15 protein-coding genes are annotated in these 18,840 nt (G+C 56.0%); 13 read left to right on the top strand and 2 right to left on the bottom strand.

Translation table 11 applies throughout. The features are described from left to right. Positions 1–52: 52 nt before the first annotated feature. The 8 genes from nrdF (at position 53) to emrB (ending at position 10,094) form a co-directional block, all read left to right on the top strand. Positions 53–1,012: a class 1b ribonucleoside-diphosphate reductase subunit beta gene (gene nrdF / locus IFU29_RS15005; RefSeq protein ID WP_191934638.1), complete on the top strand. Its 960-nt coding sequence runs from the start codon at positions 53–55 to the stop codon at positions 1,010–1,012. Positions 1,013–1,408: 396 nt separating this feature from the next. Next, positions 1,409–2,605 carry a glycine betaine/L-proline ABC transporter ATP-binding protein ProV gene (proV, locus tag IFU29_RS15000; RefSeq protein ID WP_191934637.1) on the top strand — a complete coding sequence of 399 codons (1,197 nt, stop codon included), beginning with the start codon at positions 1,409–1,411 and terminating at the stop codon, positions 2,603–2,605. Beyond that, positions 2,602–3,774 carry a glycine betaine/L-proline ABC transporter permease ProW gene (proW, locus tag IFU29_RS14995; protein ID WP_191934636.1) on the top strand — a complete coding sequence of 391 codons (1,173 nt, stop codon included), beginning with the start codon at positions 2,602–2,604 and terminating at the stop codon, positions 3,772–3,774. Before proV ends, proW begins: the two co-directional genes overlap by 4 nt. A gap of 19 nt (positions 3,775–3,793) precedes the next feature. Continuing rightward, the gene (proX, locus tag IFU29_RS14990; RefSeq protein WP_191934823.1) at positions 3,794–4,789 is read left to right on the top strand and encodes a glycine betaine/L-proline ABC transporter substrate-binding protein ProX; all 996 of its coding nucleotides are present in this window, start codon (positions 3,794–3,796) and stop codon (positions 4,787–4,789) included. A 222-nt stretch (positions 4,790–5,011) separates the two neighbouring features. After that, the gene (locus tag IFU29_RS14985) at positions 5,012–6,196 is read left to right on the top strand and encodes an MFS transporter (RefSeq protein ID WP_191934635.1); all 1,185 of its coding nucleotides are present in this window, start codon (positions 5,012–5,014) and stop codon (positions 6,194–6,196) included. 473 nt (positions 6,197–6,669) lie between these two features. Next, entirely contained in the window at positions 6,670–7,200 is a 531-nt protein-coding gene (gene mprA, locus IFU29_RS14980) for a transcriptional repressor MprA (protein WP_191934634.1), read from the top strand. 168 nt (positions 7,201–7,368) lie between these two features. Continuing rightward, positions 7,369–8,541 (top strand): multidrug efflux MFS transporter periplasmic adaptor subunit EmrA, encoded by a 1,173-nt coding sequence (gene emrA, locus IFU29_RS14975; protein WP_191934633.1) that lies wholly within the window; start codon positions 7,369–7,371, stop codon positions 8,539–8,541. A 17-nt stretch (positions 8,542–8,558) separates the two neighbouring features. Continuing rightward, positions 8,559–10,094 (top strand): multidrug efflux MFS transporter permease subunit EmrB, encoded by a 1,536-nt coding sequence (emrB, locus tag IFU29_RS14970; protein ID WP_191934632.1) that lies wholly within the window; start codon positions 8,559–8,561, stop codon positions 10,092–10,094. Between the two features lie 57 nt (positions 10,095–10,151). Here emrB and IFU29_RS14965 read toward each other — a convergent pair whose 3' ends face one another. Beyond that, positions 10,152–11,192: a tRNA/rRNA methyltransferase gene (locus IFU29_RS14965; RefSeq protein ID WP_062744552.1), complete on the bottom strand. Its 1,041-nt coding sequence runs from the start codon at positions 11,190–11,192 to the stop codon at positions 10,152–10,154. A gap of 234 nt (positions 11,193–11,426) precedes the next feature. Between IFU29_RS14965 and trxC the strand changes: the two genes are divergently transcribed. The 5 genes from trxC to IFU29_RS14940 all read left to right on the top strand — a co-directional run bounded on the left by trxC (position 11,427) and on the right by IFU29_RS14940 (position 17,222). Next, positions 11,427–11,846 carry a thioredoxin TrxC gene (gene trxC / locus IFU29_RS14960; RefSeq protein ID WP_191934631.1) on the top strand — a complete coding sequence of 140 codons (420 nt, stop codon included), beginning with the start codon at positions 11,427–11,429 and terminating at the stop codon, positions 11,844–11,846. 64 nt (positions 11,847–11,910) lie between these two features. After that, the gene (locus tag IFU29_RS14955; RefSeq protein WP_191934630.1) at positions 11,911–12,624 is read left to right on the top strand and encodes a tRNA-uridine aminocarboxypropyltransferase; all 714 of its coding nucleotides are present in this window, start codon (positions 11,911–11,913) and stop codon (positions 12,622–12,624) included. Between the two features lie 93 nt (positions 12,625–12,717). Continuing rightward, positions 12,718–15,387 (top strand): bifunctional acetate--CoA ligase family protein/GNAT family N-acetyltransferase, encoded by a 2,670-nt coding sequence (locus IFU29_RS14950; protein WP_191934629.1) that lies wholly within the window; start codon positions 12,718–12,720, stop codon positions 15,385–15,387. A 99-nt stretch (positions 15,388–15,486) separates the two neighbouring features. Beyond that, positions 15,487–16,842, top strand: coding sequence for a CDP-diacylglycerol--serine O-phosphatidyltransferase (gene pssA / locus IFU29_RS14945; RefSeq protein ID WP_194710756.1), 1,356 nt, complete (start codon positions 15,487–15,489; stop codon positions 16,840–16,842). Positions 16,843–16,901: 59 nt separating this feature from the next. Further along, on the top strand, positions 16,902–17,222 hold the full coding sequence (locus tag IFU29_RS14940) for a YfiM family lipoprotein (protein WP_191934627.1): 321 nt from the start codon (positions 16,902–16,904) through the stop codon (positions 17,220–17,222). Here the strand turns inward: IFU29_RS14940 and IFU29_RS14935 are convergent, their stop codons facing one another. Continuing rightward, entirely contained in the window at positions 17,223–18,524 is a 1,302-nt protein-coding gene (locus IFU29_RS14935; protein WP_191934626.1) for an MFS transporter, read from the bottom strand. Positions 18,525–18,840: the final 316 nt, after the last annotated feature.

Raw genomic sequence — 18,840 nt, 5'->3', positions numbered from 1 at the left:
TTCCCTTTACCATCGCGGGCTGGCGCTGCCGGTCCGAAAATAAGATACCACTATGAAATTAAAAAAAGTTCACGCCATTAACTGGAACAAAATCGAAGACGACAAGGACCTGGAGGTCTGGAACCGCCTGACCAGTAATTTCTGGTTGCCGGAAAAAGTGCCGCTGTCTAACGACATTCCGGCGTGGAACGCTTTGAATCACAATGAGCAGCAGCTGACCATTCGCGTATTCACCGGTCTGACCCTGCTGGATACCATTCAGAACACCCTCGGCGCACCGGCGCTGATGGCGGATGCGCTGACGCCACACGAAGAAGCGGTGATGTCGAACATCAGCTTTATGGAGGCGGTCCATGCCCGCTCCTACAGTTCGATCTTCTCTACCCTCTGTCACACCAGCGACGTGGATGCAGCCTACGCCTGGAGCGAAGAGAATGCTCCTCTGCAGCGTAAGGCGGAGATTATTCTTCAGCACTATGCTGAAAACGATCCGCTGAAGAAGAAAATTGCCAGTGTCTTCCTTGAATCCTTCCTGTTTTATTCCGGGTTCTACCTACCGATGTACTGGTCAAGCCGGGGCAAGCTGACCAATACGGCGGATCTTATTCGGCTGATTATTAAAGACGAAGCCGTACATGGGTATTATATCGGCTACAAATACCAGAAGGCGCTGGAGACGCAAAGCCCGGCGCGCAAAGAGGAACTGCAACAGTTCGCCATTGAACTGCTGCTGGCGCTGTATGAGAACGAACTGGCGTATACCGATGATCTGTACCAGGGCGTGGGCTGGCAGGAGGATGTTAAAAAATTCCTCCATTACAATGCGAACAAGGCCCTGATGAACCTCGGCTACGAGGCGCTCTTCCCCGCTGAGATGACCGACGTTAATCCGGCCATCCTTTCGGCGCTGTCACCTAACGCCGATGAAAACCACGATTTCTTCTCTGGCTCCGGCTCCTCATATGTGATGGGAAAAGCCGTCGATACCGAAGACGCAGACTGGGACTTTTAATCTCTTCAGCAATGGCTGCCAGCGGCAGCCCTCTTTCTTTCCTTGCCGGTTTAATTAATTATTAGTTTTCAGCCTCTCACTTCTTTTTAGATGACATGAATATGGCAGTTTTCTGACGATATATCGCCGCTTCCCCTCTGCCCGCAGCAGGCTAATTTATCGATACAGAGGATGATTCTTAGCGAGATATTCATTTTTTTCAGACTCCCCTCATTGGCTCTCATCCCTTATCTGCTCTGGCATTAGCCGGGACTGGCATCTCACACCTCATTTCCATTCGGTCCATTTAGGGTTGTCTCAGATTCTCAGTGTGCTACGGTATAGGCCGTTAATATTTAACTACACAGAAGAGTAAAATAGATAAAACTAACCAATTACCAGGAAATTAATTAATGCATGGCTATTAAACTTGAAGTGAAAAACTTATATAAAGTTTTTGGGGAAAACCCCGAGCGCGCATTTAAGCACATCGAAAAAGGGATAAGCAAAGAAGCACTTCTGGAAAAAACCGGACTCTCTCTTGGCGTGAAAAACGCCAGTCTGGCCATTGAAGAAGGCGAGATTTTTGTCATCATGGGGTTATCCGGTTCCGGAAAATCCACTATGGTTCGCCTTCTCAATCGTCTGATAGAACCCACCCGCGGCCAGGTCATTATTGATGGCGAGGATATTGCTAAAATATCTGACAGCGCATTGCGTCAGGTCCGCAGAAATAAGATCAGCATGGTATTTCAGTCCTTCGCATTAATGCCGCATATGACGGTATTAAATAATGCGGCCTTTGGCATGGAATTAGCCGGAACCCCCCTGCAGGAGCGACAGGAAAAAGCCCTGGATGCGCTGCGTCAGGTCGGGCTGGATAATTATGCTCATGCCTACCCTGATGAACTCTCCGGTGGGATGCGTCAGCGCGTCGGATTAGCCCGCGCCCTGGCCATTAATCCCGACATATTATTAATGGATGAGGCCTTCTCCGCGCTCGATCCCTTAATCCGTACCGAAATGCAGGATGAACTGGTGAAATTGCAGTCCCGCCACCAGCGCACCATCGTCTTTATTTCCCACGATCTTGATGAAGCCATGCGCATCGGTGATCGCATTGCGATTATGCAGGGAGGAGAGGTGATTCAGGTCGGTACGCCGGATGAAATTCTCAATAATCCGGCCAACGATTACGTACGCACCTTCTTCCGCGGCGTGGATATCAGCCACGTCTTCAGTGCGAAAGATATTGCCCGCCGCAGCGCTGCAGCACTGATCCGTAAAGCCCCCGGTTTTGGCCCCCGTTCCGCCATCAAGCTGTTGCAGGATAACGACCGCGAGTACGGTTATGTGCTGGAAAAACAGCGCTTCGTCGGTACGGTTTCCATCGATTCCCTGAAGGCCGCCCTGGCCGCCGGTGAAGGCCTGGATCATGCGCTGCTGGAGAGCCCGGCCGCCATGCCTGCCGAAACCTCATTAAGCGATCTGCTATCTCACGTGGCGCAGGCACCTTGTGCGGTACCGATCGTCGGTGAAGAGGGGCAGTACGTTGGCATTATTTCCAAAGGTATGTTGTTGCAGGCATTAGACCGTGACGGAGGCCAGCCATGAGTGAACAAACCAGTAACCCGTGGGATACCAGCACCACACAAAACGCTGCACCGACAGAGAGCGGACAGGCCGCCGCCAGCAGCAGCGATCCCTGGGGTAATCCCACGGATGCTGCGACCAGCCAGCCAGCTCACGATGCTGCCGCCAGCGGTGGCGGTGATGCCTGGGGGACCGCCCCGGCCGGCGGCCATGATGCCGCCGCTGGCAGTGACTGGCTGAACAGCGCGCCGGCTCCCCAGGCAGAGCATTTTAACCTCCTCGATCCCTTTCATAAAACGCTGATCCCGCTCGACAGTTGGGTGACCACGGCCATCGACTGGGTGGTGACGCACTTCCGTCCGCTGTTCCAGGGTATTCGACTGCCGGTGGACTATATCCTCAGCGCCTTCCAGAATCTGCTGCTGGGTATGCCCGCGCCGGTGGCGATTATCGTGTTTGCACTGATCGCCTGGCAACTTTCCAGCTTCGGCATGGGGGTGGCCACTTTGGTGTCCCTGATCGCCATTGGCGCGATAGGGGCCTGGTCACAGGCTATGGTGACGCTGGCACTGGTGCTGACCGCCCTGCTGTTCTGCATCATTATTGGTTTACCGATGGGCATCTGGCTGGCCCGCAGCCAGAGGGCGGCTAAGATTATCCGCCCGCTGCTGGATGCCATGCAGACGACACCAGCCTTCGTTTATCTGGTGCCTATCGTCATGCTGTTCGGTATCGGTAACGTGCCGGGCGTGGTGGTGACGATTATCTTTGCCCTGCCGCCGATTGTCCGTCTGACCATCCTCGGGATCAAACAGGTCCCTGCCGACCTGATCGAAGCCGCGGAATCTTTCGGTGCCAGCCCGCGCCAGATGCTGTTCAAAGTGCAGCTTCCTCTGGCGATGCCGACCATCATGGCCGGGGTCAATCAGACGCTGATGCTGGCGCTGTCGATGGTGGTGATCGCCTCGATGATCGCCGTCGGTGGTCTGGGTCAAATGGTGCTGCGCGGCATTGGCCGCCTCGATATGGGCCTGGCCACCGTGGGTGGCGTCGGCATTGTCATCCTGGCCATTATTCTTGACCGCCTGACGCAGTCGCTGGGACGCGACAGCCGCAGCCGTGGCAACCGTCGCTGGTACGCCAGCGGCCCTCTGGGTCTGCTCACCCGCCCATTCTGTAAAACTGAATAATAAGAAGGTACTTATGACTATGAGAAAAATGACACTGCTGGCCGCCGCGTTCGCTACGCTGGCCGCTGCTCAGGTTTCCGCCGCCGATCTGCCGGGTAAAGGCATAACGGTGAAGCCAGTACAAAGCACCATTACAGAAGAAACCTTCCAGACGCTGCTGGTCAGCCGCGCGCTGGAAAAGCTGGGTTACACCGTTGAGGCCCCCAGCGAAGTTGACTACAACGTAGGCTATACCTCCCTTGCTTCCGGCGATGCCACCTTCACCGCCGTGAACTGGCAGCCACTGCATGATGATATGTATAAAGCCTCGGGCGGAGATGCAAAACTCTATCGTCAGGGGACTTATGTGCAGGGTGCCGCACAGGGTTATCTGATCGATAAAAAAACTGCTGAGAAATACCACATCACCAACATTGAGCAGTTGAAAGATCCCAAGCTGGCAAAGCTCTTTGATACTAACGGGAACGTTAAAGCGGACCTGACAGGCTGTACTCCGGGCTGGGGCTGCGAAGCGGTGATTAACCACCAGATTAACGCCTTCGATTTGAGCAAAAGCGTTGAGCATAATCAGGGGAACTACTCTGCCATGATCGCGGATACCATTACCCGCTTCAAAGAGGGTAAACCCGTGCTCTACTACACCTGGACGCCCTACTGGGTGAGTGATGTGATGGTGCCGGGACGCGACGTTGTCTGGCTGCAGGTGCCGTTCTCGTCCATGCCTGGCGAGCAGAAAGACGTGGATACCAAACTGCCAAACGGGGCGAACTATGGCTTCCCGGTAAACACCATGCACATTGTCGCCAACAAAGCCTGGGCGGAGAAAAATCCGGCGGCGGCCAAGCTGTTCTCTGAAATGAAGCTGCCGATCACGGACATTAATGCCCAGAACTCACGTATGCATCAGGGCCAGTCTTCCGAAGCGGATATCAACGCTCACGTTGACGGCTGGATCAAAGCGCACCAGGCGCAGTTTGATGGCTGGGTAAAAGACGCGCTGGCGGCGGGTCAATAATTCCCCGCCCGGGGCAGCCGTTACGACGCTAGCCCCGGCACTTTTCCCCACGGTAAGACGTGTGCAGGGGCCGGCCTTTTTTAAGGTCGGCCCTTTTCCAATCGGGCGACAAGGCGTGGCCCCGCCGCGAACTGGTTTGTCCTGTCAATAATCATGTGAGTGAAATAGTTATTTGGGTTATTATTAGCCTCTAGGACAATTCACACACTCATATGGGTTGTTATGAAATCCCCCCACCCCGGCCTGAACCCTGCCCTCGTCGCCCTGATGTCGATCGCCACCGGTCTCTCCGTTGCCTGTAACTATTATGTCCAGCCCCTGCTGGCGACCATTGCGCAGACCTTTTCGCTCTCATTTCATCAGGCCGGCTTTATTGTGACTACCGCACAGCTGGGCTATGCGGCCGGGTTACTTCTGCTGGTTCCGCTGGGCGATATGCTGGAACGCCGGGGGCTGATCGTCTCTATGAGCCTGCTGGCGGCGGGCGGTATGGTGATCATCGCGCTTTCGTCATCGCTGCCCCTGCTGCTGCTGGGTACCGTGCTGACCGGATTATTCTCCGTCGTGGCACAAATCCTTGTCCCGCTGGCCGCCACGCTTGCGGCACCGGAGAAGCGCGGCAAAGTGGTGGGCACGGTAATGAGCGGCCTGCTGCTGGGGATCCTGCTGGCACGCACCGTCGCGGGTGGCCTGGCCCAGCTGGGCGACTGGCGGACGGTGTACTGGGTCGCCAGCGTGATGATGGTGCTGATGGCTCTGGCCCTGTGGCGCGGGCTGCCACGCTATAAGCAGTCGGTGCCGCTTCATTATGGGCAGCTGCTCGGATCGGTCTTCAGCCTCTATGCCGGGCATCCCATACTGCGTACGCGGGCCATTACCGGCTGCCTGGTCTTTGCTAACTTCAGCGTCCTCTGGACCTCTATGGCGTTCTTACTGTCGTCGCCGGAGTGGGACTATTCTGAGGGTCAAATCGGCCTGCTGGGTCTGGTCGGGGCTGCCGGGGCGCTGGCGGCCCGCCAGGCAGGATCGCTGGCCGATAAAGGAAAGGCCCGCCTCACCACCAGCATCGGCCTGCTGATCCTGCTGGTCTCATGGGGGATGATTGCTCTCGGCGCGCACTCCTTAGTGGCACTGATTATCGGGATTATCCTACTCGACCTCGCCGTACAGGGGGTGCATATTACCAATCAAAGTGTCATCTACCGTCACATGCCGGAAGCCCGTAACCGTCTGACCTCCGGTTATATGACCAGTTACTTTATTGGTGGGGCGCTGGGCTCACTGCTGTCCGCCTCTGCCTATCAGGCCGCAGGCTGGTATGGCGTTTGCATAGCCGGATCTCTGTTAACCGTCGTTAATCTATTCAGCTGGTGGCAATGTCAGCATTACGAGGCTGCAGCGCATTGATTTTTCGCGGTGAAAATGAAGTTTTTTCAGTGTCTGTCGCCTGTTAAGACATTTCGTACTCTGGTAAGGTTAGGCGCAATTTATTCAGGTTGGTTATGTTTTCAGATGAAATTATACAGTAACAGCAGAGTTACATTCGCTCATGGTTGAGCGCAGAAACCGGGCCTGTCTCCGCGGGCCTCAACGCCCGGTTGCCCGCCAGCCTGACGTGACAGGCCGCCCGTGCGTCATCCATGCCAGCCCGTCCGGTTTAAGTCCGGCTGAAGCGCTGTCTGCTTCCGGCATCCTCTCTCTTCACATTTACGCACAGCCCGTATTGACGGTGCTGTTGAGCGCTCTGGGTTATGGAGTGACCTGGAAACTATTGATGGTGGCTGCGGGACCGTGAAAAAGTCACCGGTCGTAAAAAGTGCTATCACTTTATTCGTCATCACCGTTATTATACCAGTTGCAACTAGTGAGGTTCCTTTATAATGGAAAGTTCGTTTACGCCCATTGAACAGATGCTGAATTTTCGTGCTAATCGCCAGAAGGATTTCCCATTACAGGAGATCATGCTGACCCGCCTTTGTATGCATATGCAAAGTAAGTTGCTGGATAACCGCAACAAAATGCTGAAAGCACAGGGCATTAACGAAACACTGTTTATGGCCCTGATCACGCTGGATGCGCAGGAAGATCACAGCATACAACCCTCAGAACTGAGCGCAGCCCTGGGGTCCTCGCGAACGAATGCGACGCGTATTGCCGATGAGCTGGAAAAACGTGGCTGGATTGAGCGCCGCGAGAGCGATAACGACCGCCGCTGTCTGCATCTGCATTTAACGCCGAAAGGGCATGAATTTCTGCGCCAGCTGCTGCCGCCTCAGCATCAGTGCCTGCAACTGCTGTGGTCTGCATTGAGTAGCTCAGAAAAATCACAGCTGGAAGGTATCACCCGCAAGCTGCTGACCCGTCTTGATAAAATGGACGAAGAAGAGGTCGTTGCGTCTCTTTCCAGATAGTTGTTCCACTAATAGCATATTGTGCGACACACCGTTTACTGGAAATCGCTACTTTAAGCCCCTGGAAATACATTCATGCCAGCGCTAATCCCGCTGGCATTTTAGACTCGGGCATCCGCCATTCAGGGATGACAGCGGGCCCGTTGGCAAGAAGTTCAGGAGAAAGTCATGAGTGAAAGCGCGGTAACACAAAACCCGCAGCAGCCGAAAAACAAGAAAAAGACGCGCAAAAACGCTCTGATTTTTCTGGCTATTGTGTTCGTTATTATTGGTGTGGGCTGGGCGGCTTACTGGTTCCTGGTTTTACGCCATTTTCAGGAAACCGATGATGCCTATGTTGCCGGAAACCAGGCGCAGGTCATGGCTCAGGTCGCTGGTAGCGTAAATAAAGTCTGGTTTGACGATACGGACTTCGTGAAAAAAGGCGATGTGCTGGTCACGCTGGATCGTACTGATGCCGAACAGGCGTTTGAAAAAGCGCAGACGGCCCTGGCCACCAGCGTGCGCCAGACGCACCAGCTGATTATTAACGGTAAGCAGTATCAGGCAACTATCGCGCTGCAAAAAACGGCACTCGAACAGGCGCAGGCTGATCTACGCCGTCGCGAACCGCTGGGCGCGTCAAACCTGATTGGAAAAGAAGATCTGCAACATGCCCGTGATGCGGTGGCTACTGCCAAAGCACAGCTTGATGTGGCGACTCAGCAGTACAATGCCAACCAGGCGATGATTCTGGATACCTCGCTGGAAAACCAGCCCGCCGTGAAACAGAATGCAGCCGCCCTGCGTGATGCCTGGCTGGCATTACAGCGTACCGAGGTCATCAGTCCGATCGATGGCTACGTCTCACGTCGCAGCGTACAGGTCGGCTCACAGATTGGTACCACCACACCGCTGCTGGCGATCGTCCCGGCAACGAATCTTTGGGTGGACGCTAACTTCAAAGAGACGCAACTGGCCGGTGTGCGAATTGGCCAGCCAGCGACGGTGGTCAGTGATATCTACGGCGATGACGTGGTGTACCACGGTAAAGTGGTTGGCCTTGATATGGGTACCGGCAGTGTGTTCTCCCTTTTACCGGCGCAAAATGCGACCGGAAACTGGATCAAAGTCGTTCAACGCCTGCCGGTGCGTATTGAACTCGACCCGCAGGAAGTGGCAAAACACCCGCTGCGCATCGGCCTGTCGACACTGGTGAAAGTTGATACCAGCAACAGCGAAGGGGCCGTGCTGGCCACCAGCGTGCGCAGCAAACCAGCCTATGAAAGTGATGCGCTGGCCCGGGATCTGACACCAGCGAACCAGCTGATTGCCGAAATCATCCGTGCCAATGCCGGTTAACACGGCGGGAGACTGTTATGGCACGTAAACCGCTTGAAGGCACGCAGCTGGTTCTGATGACCATTGCGCTGTCGCTGGCTACTTTTATGCAGGTGCTGGACTCCACGATCGCCAACGTGGCGATCCCGACCATTGCCGGTAACCTGGGAGCCTCGAACTCTCAGGGCACCTGGGTAATCACCTCATTTGGCGTGGCAAACGCCATTTCGATTCCGATCACCGGCTGGCTGGCCAAGCGTTTCGGGGAAGTGAAGCTGTTTATGTGGTCGACGGTGGCCTTTGCCGTCGCCTCATGGCTGTGCGGCATGTCCGAAAGCCTGACCATGCTGATCTTCTTCCGCGTGATCCAGGGGATCGTCGCCGGTCCGCTGATCCCGCTGTCGCAGAGCCTGCTGTTAAATAACTATCCCCCGGCTAAGCGCAGTGTGGCGCTGTCGCTGTGGGCGATGACGGTGATCGTCGCACCCATTTGCGGCCCAATCCTCGGCGGCTGGATCAGCGATAACTATCACTGGGGATGGATCTTCTTCATCAACGTGCCCATCGGCGTGGTAGTCGTGATCCTGGCCCTGCAGACACTGCGCAATCGTGAAACCGAAACCGTCATCCGCCCCATCGACACCGTGGGCCTGGTCCTGCTTGTTGTCGGCATTGGCTGCCTGCAGGTCATGCTGGATCGTGGGAAAGAGCTCGACTGGTTCAGCTCCAATGAAATTATTACATTAACGGTGATAGCCGTCGTAGCCCTGGTGGTGCTACTGGTGTGGGAGTTAACCGACGATCACCCGATCGTGGATTTGTCGCTGTTTAAATCGCGCAATTTCACCATCGGCTGTCTGTCGATCAGCCTCGCCTATATGCTCTACTTCGGGTCTATTGTCCTGCTGCCGCAGCTGTTGCAGGAGGTGTATGGTTACACCGCCACCTGGGCGGGGCTGGCCTCTGCGCCGGTAGGGATTATCCCGGTGATCCTGTCGCCAATTATCGGCCGCTTCGCGCATAAGCTGGATATGCGACGGCTGGTGACCTTCAGCTTTATCATGTATGCGGTGTGCTTCTACTGGCGCGCCTATACCTTTGAACCGGGTATGGATTTTGCTGCGTCAGCCTGGCCGCAGTTTATCCAGGGCTTTGCTGTGGCCTGCTTCTTTATGCCACTGACCACCATCACTCTGTCAGGGCTGCCACCGGAACGCCTGGCGGCGGCATCAAGCCTGTCGAACTTTACCCGAACGCTGGCGGGTTCGATTGGTACGTCGATCACCACCACCATGTGGACCGATCGCGAGTCGCTGCATCACGCTCACCTGACGGAGTCCGTAACGCCGTACAGTACGAATTCGCAACAGATGTACGCGAGGCTGGAACAGATGGGGATGACTCACGATCAGGCATCGGCGTACCTGGCGCAGCAGATTACCAATCAGGGGCTGATCATCTCAGCCAATGAGATCTTCTGGGCCTCGGCTGGCGTGTTCCTGTTGCTGCTGGTTCTGGTGTGGTTTGCCCGGCCACCGTTTGGTGCCGGCGGCGGCGGCGGCGGTGCCCATTAAATAGCAGGTATAAAAAAAGGGCGACCCCAGCGGTCGCCCTTTTTATTCAGTGCCCTGTCAGGCGTTTTGACGCCACCATTCGGCCAGCAGTACACCGGTTGCCACGGAAACGTTAAGGCTTTCCACTTTCCCCGTACCACCAATTGAGACGCTCAGGTCGCCCTGATCGAAGGTGCTGTCTGACAGACCATCACGCTCCTGCCCCAGTACCAGCACCATTTTAGCCGGCAGTTCTGCACGAGACAGCGGAACACCTTTATGGCTGGACGTGGTCACAATGGTGTAACCCGCCTTACGAAACGCGCTCAGACCGGCAGCAAAATTTTCACCGCTAATCGCCTGAACGTGTTCAGCACCGCCTTCTGCGGTACGCACAGCAGCGCCCGACTCCAGCATGGAGGCATCATCCACCAGCAACCCCTGCACACCGAAGTGCGCACAGCTGCGCATAATACCGCCCAGGTTGTGCGGGTTGCCGATGTCTTCCAGCGCCAGTACGCAGTCTTTCTCACCTGCCGTTGACAGCCACTGGCTGACCGGCATTCCGACGCGCTTTTTGATCAGGAAGCAGACACCACCGTGGTGTTCCGTTCCTGACGCTTTCTGCAGCTCGGCTTCATCCACGGTGTGGTAAGCCTTACGGTTGGCTGCCATATATTTCAGTGCTTCACGGAAACGAGGCGTGACGCTCTGGATAAACCAGGCGCGTACGATACTTTCCGGGCGGCTCTGGAACAGTGCCTGGCAGGCGTTTTCGCCATACACACGCGTCTCTTCCATACGCTGGCGGCGTATCTGCTCTGGATCGATGTAACTTTTACCGCTGATGCCACCGTGATCCGGCTTATCGTCAGCTGCGGGGGCAGCGTTTGGCGCACGGGAAACGGTACGCCACGGAGAGTCAGAATGCCCTTCGTCGCGATCGCGCCCGCCACGTGGCTTGCTGTCTGCATTACGTGATGGACGGCGTGCGCCGTCCTGTGGACGTGGAGCACCTTTACCGGTACGGGGATTCCCGCCCTTGTTGCTACTCTCGTCATCACCGCGGACATACATCACTTTGACCTTGCCGCTCTTACCTTTAAATTCGTCGTTCATTTTTCCTCCACCTGGCCTGAGCGCGAAGCGCGCAGATTACCTGATGTGGCAGCACTTAGCTATCAACTTCCAATAAAAGCCCGTAGCCGTTTATCCGCAACATCGTTATGAGACATTACCTATTATACCCATTGAACAAATCGCGTTGTTAGCCTCATTCACCGCCCGCATAATGTTGGCTGATTTACTAAGAAATGCAGTAAGTAATCACTTACTCCTGAACTGAGGTGAATAATGAATACGGTTTGTGCATCCTGCCAGGCAACCAACCGCGTGCCTGCCGAGCGGCTGACTGACGGCGCAAAATGCGGCCGCTGCGGTCACGAGCTGTTTGATGGCCATGTCGTCAATGCGACGGCGGCTACCCTGGATAAATATCTGCAGGACGATCTGCCGGTCGTGATCGACTTCTGGGCCCCCTGGTGCGGACCCTGCGTTAACTTCGCCCCGGTGTATGAGTCGGTGGCGCAGGAGCGTAACGGCAGCATCCGCTTCCTGAAAGTCAATACCGAAGCCGAGCCGGAACTGAGCGCCCGCTTCCGCATCCGCAGCATTCCGACCATCATGGTCTTTAAGCAGGGCGAGATGGCCGACATGCTGAATGGCGCAATGCCGAAAGCGCCGTTTGAAGCCTGGCTGGACGAAAATCTGTAAGTATCACGCCGGGCACGCCCGGCGTTATTCCGTTAGAATAGCGTTTTTCCCTAGATGATCGCTGATGAACGATAACGCTGTTCTGCTGCTACGTGCCGCACGTCTGGCCCGTGCCACCCGTCCCTTTCTTGCCCGAGGTAATCGCATTACGCGCTGCCAGCGTTGCCTGCTGCCGCAAAAAAACTGCCTGTGTGACACACTTGAGCCCCGGACAGCACGCAGCCGCTTTTGCCTGGTGATGTTTGACAGCGAGCCGATGAAACCCAGCAATACCGGCAGACTGATTGCCGATATCCTGCCAGATACGCTGGCGTTTGGCTGGTCACGTACCGAGCCCGATCCAGCTCTGCTGGAGGCTGTCCGCAATCCGCATTATCAGCCGGTGGTGGTGTTCCCGGCATCCTATGCCGATGCCGGCAGGCCGGTACTGAATTCGCCCCCCGTCAACGGCAAGCCTCCGCTGTTTATTATGCTGGACGGCACCTGGACTGAAGCCCGCAAAATGTTCCGTAAAAGTCCCTGGCTGGACAACCTGCCCGTGATGTCACTGAACCTGACCCGCCCCTCCAACTACCAATTACGCGTGGCGCACGCCGAAGGTCAGCACTGCACGGCCGAGGTGGCCGCCGAGCTGCTGCTGCAGGCAGGTGATGTCGCGGCCGGTGAAGCCCTGTTCCGCCATTTTGATCTCTTTCGTCAGCGCTATCTCGCAGGAAAACCGCATCATCCACAGCAGATAGCTGAAAATGATGATGAAATTCTGTCAGCGATCAAGTAACTGACAGCCTGGCCAGCATCTCCGGCTGACCCGGAGTAGACTCAAACTACTTTACCCGCCAGCATGACCGGGTGATATTCGAAGGGAGCGGAGATGAGTCAACGTGGATTAGAAGCCCTGCTGAAACCGAAATCCATTGCGGTGATCGGTGCCTCCACCCGGCCTGAACGTGCCGGGTATCTGATGATGCGGAATCTGCTGGCCGGTGGCTTCAGCGGCCCGGTTCTTCCCGTCACGCCCAAATATCAGGCCGTATGCGGCGTGCTGGCCTGGCCCGACATTGCCAGCCTGCCGCTGTCCCCCGACCTCGCGATTATTTGCACCCATGCCAGACGTAATCTTGAACTGCTTACGGCGCTGGGGGAGCGCGGATGCAGGGCCTGCATTATTCTCTCGGCGCCTGACGACCAGCTGGCAGCGCTGAAGGCCTGCGCCAGCCGCTGGCAAATCCGCCTGCTGGGACCAAACAGCCTGGGCCTGCTGGCACCGTGGCAGGGGCTGAATGCCAGCTTCTCGCCGGTCCCCATAACGCCAGGTAAGCTGGCCTTTATTTCGCAGTCAGCCGCCGTTTCTAACACCATCCTCGACTGGGCGCAGCAGCGCCAGCTGGGTTTCTCCTGGTTTATAGCGCTCGGTGACAGCCTGGATATTGATGCCGACGACCTGCTGGACTTCCTGGCCCGCGATGGCAAAACCAGCGCCATTCTGCTCTACCTGGAGCATCTCAGCGATGCGCGCCGTTTTGTCTCTGCGGCCCGCAGTGCCTCGCGCAATAAGCCTATTCTGGTCATTAAAAGTGGCCGCAGCCCTCAGGCCCAGCAGTTGCTGAAGACCCACGGTGGGATGGATGCTGCGTGGGATGCCGCTATCCAGCGGGCAGGTCTGCTGCGGGTGCAGGATACCCATGAACTGTTCTCCGCGGTTGAAACCCTCAGCCATATGCGTCCGCTGCGGGGGGAGCGACTGATGATTATCAGTAACGGCGCGGCCCCGGCGGCGCTGGCGCTGGATGCGCTCTATGCCCGCAATGGCAAACTCGCCACGCTAAGTGAGCCTTTACTTACTGAGCTGAGCTCACGGCTGCCGGAGAGTGTCACCCCGGGCAACCCACTGGATTTGAAAGATGATGCCACCCCGGCGCGCTATTTACAGGCACTGACGCTGCTGCTGGACAGTCACGATCTGGATGCCATTCTGATTATCCATGCCCCCAGCGCAGTCGCACCACCGACGCTCACCGCCGAACATATTATTACCCTGGTGAAACAGCACACGCGCGGCAAGCAGCTGACCCTGCTGACTAACTGGTGTGGAGAATATTCCTCACTGGAAGCCCGCCGCCTGTTTAACGATGCCGGTATCCCCACCTACCGAACGCCGGAAGGCACAGTGACCGCCTTTATGCACATGGTGGAATACCGCCGTAACCAGAAACAGCTGCGTGAAACCCCCGCGTTGCCCGCGAACCTGACTGCCAATACGGCGGATGCACACCGTCTGATCCACCTTGCGCTGCAGGACGGCGCCACATCGCTGGACACGCATGAGGTGCAGCCGATCCTGCAGGCCTACGGCCTGACCACGCTGCCGACCTGGATTGCCAGCGACAGCACGGAGGCCGTGCATATTGCCGGGCAGATTGGCTATCCTGTTGCGCTGAAGCTGCGTTCGCCGGATATTCCTCACAAGTCAGAAGTTCAGGGCGTGATGCTGTATCTGCGCACACCAGACGAAGTGGAACAGGCGGCCAATGCCATTTTCGACCGCGTGAAGCTGGCCTGGCCGCAGGCGCGTATTCACGGCTTGCTGGTACAGAGTATGGCCAACCGCGCAGGAGCGCAGGAGCTGCGGGTTGTGGTGGAGCAGGATCCCCTCTTCGGGCCGGTGATCATGTTGGGGGAAGGGGGCGTCACCTGGCATGCTGACCGTCAGGCCGCGATCGCCCTGCCGCCGCTGAATATGACGCTGGCACGCTACCTGGTGATCCAGGCGATCAAACAGGGAAAAATCCGTGGCCGCAGCGCGCTTCATCCGCTGGATATTGTTGGCCTGAGCCAGGTGCTGGTCCAGGTGTCAAACCTGATCGTTGACTGCCCGCAGATCGTCCGTCTGGATATCCATCCGCTGCTGGCGAGTCATGAAGATTTTACGCTGCTGGATGTGACCTTGCAGCTGGCGGAATTCCACGGTGATGCCGAAGCGCGGTTGGCAATAAGGCCCTACCCTCACGAGCTGGAAGAGGCCGTACAGTTGAAAAATGGCCAGCTGTGCCTTTTCCGTCCGATCCTGCCTGAGGATGAACCCTTATTGCAGCAGTTTATTGCTCAGGTGACGAAAGAAGATCTTTATTACCGCTATTTCAGTGAGATCAATGAGTTCACCCACGATGATTTGGCGAACATGACGCAGATCGACTACGATCGGGAAATGGCCATCGTCGCCGTGCGTCAGCATAAGGGTCAGGATGAGATTATCGGCGTGACGCGCGCCATCTCCGATGCCGACAATATTGATGCGGAGTTCTCAGTGCTGGTGCGCTCGGACCTGAAAGGGCTTGGCCTGGGCCGGCGACTGCTGGAGAAGATGATTATTTACACCCGGCAGCACGGCCTGCAACAGCTAAACGGTATCACCATGCCGAACAACAGAGGTATGGTGACCCTGGCGCGTAAGCTGGGGTTTGCCGTTGACGTCCAGATGGAAGACGGCATTGTCGGACTCTCACTGCACCTGCAAAGTGACCCGATCGGGGCCGAAAAGTAAATCTGATACTATCAGAACCAACTAATGGTATTATTCGCGGTTAGGGTCCTGATTTTATGGCAAAAGGCCATTCTATGAACAGAGAAGAAACGCACTGTGATGTTGTCAAAATTTAAGCGTAATAAACACCAACAGCACCTTGCGCAACTGCCTAAAATAGCTCAGTCAGTTGCTGATTTCACCACGCTGTATTCCCCGGCGGATTTTCGCGAGACGCTGCTGGAAAGAATTGCGTCGGCGACCCGGCGCATCTGCATAGTGGCTCTTTATCTGGAAAATGATGAGGGTGGCCAGGCGATCCTCTCTGCGCTCTACGCAGCAAAACAGCAGCGCCCGGAACTGGACATTCGTGTTCTCGTTGACTGGCACCGCGCCCAGCGCGGACGCATCGGCGCAGCCGCCTGTGCTACTAACGCGGATTGGTACTGCGATATGGCCGCCCGTCATCCCGGGCTGGCGATCCCGGTATATGGTATCCCGGTCAACACCCGGGAAGCGCTCGGTGTCCTGCACCTGAAAGGGTCGATTATCGACGACACCGTTTTCTACACCGGTGCCAGCTTCAACGACGTGTATCTGCACCAGCGGGAACGTTACCGCTATGACCGTTACCAGCTGATCGGCAACCGTATCCTGGCTGATACGATGTTCGACTGGATTGAAACTAATCTCATTCAGGCGGAAGCCGTCAATCGGCTTGACCAGCATGAGCGGCCAAAAAGCCCGGAAATCAAGAATGAAACCCGCCAGTTCCGTCAGGATTTGCGTGGCTTTGATTACCAGTTTGACGGCGATGCCAACAACGAAGAACTGGCCGTCACCCCGCTGGTTGGTCTTGGCAAGCGCAGCCTGCTGAATAAAACAATCTACCACCTCATGCCCTGTGCCGAGCAGAAGCTGACTATCTGTACACCGTATTTCAATCTGCCCGCCATCCTGGTTCGCAACATTATCTATCTGTTGCGTCAGGGGAAAGAGGTGGAGATTATCGTGGGCGATAAGACCGCCAATGACTTCTATATTCCCGAAGACCAGCCGTTTAAAATTATCGGCGCACTGCCCTATCTGTATGAAATTAACCTGCGCCGCTTCCTCAGCCGCCTGCAGTATTACGTCAATAGCGGCCAGCTGACGGTTCGTCTGTGGAAAGATGGCGAAAACAGCTACCATCTGAAGGGACTGTGGGTCGATGACGAATGGATGATGGTGACCGGTAATAACCTGAACCCGCGTGCGTGGCGACTGGACCTGGAAAACGCCGTGTTGATCCACGATCCGCTTCAGCAGCTGACGGAGCAGCGCGACCGTGAACTGGCGCTGATCCGCCAACATACGACGACGGTACAGCATTTTCACGATCTGGAGAGTATCGCTGACTACCCGGTGAAAGTGCGGAAACTTATCCGCCGTCTTCGCCGTATCCGCATTGACCGGCTCATCAGTCGTATTCTTTAATCAGCAGCTATACTCCCTTTACTGGCCCCGCAATGTCGGGGCTTTTTTATGGAGTCTTTATGCGCACCTGCCTGCTGGCCGTTATCGTCATTTGCAGTGGCTGTACTCATATGGCGCAGGATGACTGGACCGGACGTGATAAAGCCCAGCACTTTCTCTCCTCCGCCTTTCTTTCCGCCGCCGGTAATGCCTATGGTGAACGTCAGAACTGGCACAAAGACCGCAGCGGCAGCGTTGGGATCATGTTCGCAATCGGCCTGGGCGCGGCGAAAGAACTGTTCGACAGCAGGGAAGGAGGAAGCGGCTGGAGCTGGAAGGACTTCAGCTGGGATGTAGCCGGTGCTGCCACCGGCTACGCATTATGGAATCTTGACCGCTAGTTACAGTTTTAACCCTTTGCCGCGTCGGTGCAGCATCAGCGAAACCAGGAAGGCAATGGCCCCCATTCCAGAGACATACCAGAAGAAACTGGTTTCGCTGCCAGCCGCCTTCAGCGACAGCGCCACATATTCCGCCGATCCGCCAAACAGCGCGTTTGCTACTGCATACGACAGCCCCACGCCCAGCGCCCGCACCTCCGGTGGGAACATTTCCGCCTTAAGGATCCCGCTGATCGAGGTATAGAAACTGGTGATCACCAGCGCCAGCATTACCAGCATAAAAGCGGCCACCGGGCTGGTCACGCTCTGCAACAGGGTGAGGATTGGTACGGTACAGATCGCAGCCAGCCCCCCGAAGATCAGCATAGCGTTACGTCGCCCGATCTTATCCGATAGCGCACCAAAAAATGGCTGCAACAGCATAAAAATAAACAGCGCGCCGGTCATCAGACCGCTGGCAGCTTTATGGTCCATACCGGCAGTGTTCACCAGATATTTCTGCATATACGTCGTAAAGGTGTAAAAGCTCAACGACCCGCCAGCAGTAAAGCCCAGCACCATGATAAATGCCCGCCGGTGTTTCCACAGACCTTTCAGTGAGCCGGCATCTTTATGGCTGCGCGTGGTGTTATCGGAGGTTTCATTCAGCGAACGACGTAAATAGAGTGCGACCACGGCCAGCACGGCACCCAGCGCAAAGGGGATCCGCCAGCCCCAGGAACGCAGTTCTTCATCAGAAAGGAGCTGCTGCAACACAACGACGGTCAGCAGCGCCATCAGCTGGCCACCAATCAATGTCACATACTGAAATGACGCATAAAATCCCTTCCGCCCTTCTACCGCCACTTCGCTCATGTAGGTTGCACTGGTACCATATTCCCCACCCACCGACAGCCCCTGAAAAAGTCGGGCCAGCAAAAGCAGAGCCGGGGCCCAGACCCCTATCGTCTCATACCCCGGTAAACAAGCGATCACCAGCGATCCAAAACACATCATACAGACTGAAATCAGCATGGAGCTTTTACGCCCGTGCCTGTCACCAATGTAGCCAAACAGCCAGCCACCAATAGGACGCATCAGAAAACCGGCGGCGAACACCCCCGCCGTCTGGAGCAGCTGCGTTGTCGGATTACCGCTGGGGAAGAAGATATGAGCGAAGTACAGCGAGCAGAATGAGTACACATAAAAGTCAAACCACTCCACCAGATTACCGGAGGAGGCCCCTACGATGGCCCAGACGCGTTGACGAGTGGTCATTGACGCTGTCGCGCGCAAATTATTTTCAGTGATGGACTCTGCCATTAAAAACCTCGTGAGTTCTTTCCTTGCTTTGAACAAGCGTCGAAGAGTGTATATATCAATTAACTCAAATGCTGTTTTGTTATGAAATTGTTTTATAAGGATGGATTGTTAATTTTGTGAGACAGCATGGATTATTGCATAAGGAATAGCGGGGTCATATCAGCGAACACGCTGGAAACAGGCAGGAAATTCCGAATTTGGCGATTAAACAGGGCACAGAGGGGGATTGGACGATGTTTCGGGGGAACATTAAGGCAGAGGATTGGGATCGATCGGGGATTACCCGCTTAAAACGCAAAAAACCCCGGCCTTTCGG

The sequence above is a fragment of the Erwinia persicina genome (assembly GCF_014838825.1).
GTDB lineage: Bacteria > Pseudomonadota > Gammaproteobacteria > Enterobacterales > Enterobacteriaceae > Erwinia > Erwinia persicina_A.
The sequence above is the reverse complement of the archived record's forward strand: the minus strand, read 5'-3'. Positions and strand labels throughout refer to the sequence as shown.

What these genes read in the sequence shown, in the direction of transcription:
- nrdF (WP_191934638.1), top strand. Translation starts at nt 53, where the DNA reads ATGAAATTAAAAAAAGTTCACGCCATTAACTGGAACAAAATCGAAGAC.
- proV (WP_191934637.1), top strand. Translation starts at nt 1,409, where the DNA reads ATGGCTATTAAACTTGAAGTGAAAAACTTATATAAAGTTTTTGGGGAA.
- proW (WP_191934636.1), top strand. Translation starts at nt 2,602, where the DNA reads ATGAGTGAACAAACCAGTAACCCGTGGGATACCAGCACCACACAAAAC.
- proX (WP_191934823.1), top strand. Translation starts at nt 3,794, where the DNA reads ATGAGAAAAATGACACTGCTGGCCGCCGCGTTCGCTACGCTGGCCGCT.
- IFU29_RS14985 (WP_191934635.1), top strand. Translation starts at nt 5,012, where the DNA reads ATGAAATCCCCCCACCCCGGCCTGAACCCTGCCCTCGTCGCCCTGATG.
- mprA (WP_191934634.1), top strand. Translation starts at nt 6,670, where the DNA reads ATGGAAAGTTCGTTTACGCCCATTGAACAGATGCTGAATTTTCGTGCT.
- emrA (WP_191934633.1), top strand. Translation starts at nt 7,369, where the DNA reads ATGAGTGAAAGCGCGGTAACACAAAACCCGCAGCAGCCGAAAAACAAG.
- emrB (WP_191934632.1), top strand. Translation starts at nt 8,559, where the DNA reads ATGGCACGTAAACCGCTTGAAGGCACGCAGCTGGTTCTGATGACCATT.
- IFU29_RS14965 (WP_062744552.1), bottom strand. Translation starts at nt 11,192, where the DNA reads ATGAACGACGAATTTAAAGGTAAGAGCGGCAAGGTCAAAGTGATGTAT.
- trxC (WP_191934631.1), top strand. Translation starts at nt 11,427, where the DNA reads ATGAATACGGTTTGTGCATCCTGCCAGGCAACCAACCGCGTGCCTGCC.
- IFU29_RS14955 (WP_191934630.1), top strand. Translation starts at nt 11,911, where the DNA reads ATGAACGATAACGCTGTTCTGCTGCTACGTGCCGCACGTCTGGCCCGT.
- IFU29_RS14950 (WP_191934629.1), top strand. Translation starts at nt 12,718, where the DNA reads ATGAGTCAACGTGGATTAGAAGCCCTGCTGAAACCGAAATCCATTGCG.
- pssA (WP_194710756.1), top strand. Translation starts at nt 15,487, where the DNA reads ATGTTGTCAAAATTTAAGCGTAATAAACACCAACAGCACCTTGCGCAA.
- IFU29_RS14940 (WP_191934627.1), top strand. Translation starts at nt 16,902, where the DNA reads ATGCGCACCTGCCTGCTGGCCGTTATCGTCATTTGCAGTGGCTGTACT.
- IFU29_RS14935 (WP_191934626.1), bottom strand. Translation starts at nt 18,524, where the DNA reads ATGGCAGAGTCCATCACTGAAAATAATTTGCGCGCGACAGCGTCAATG.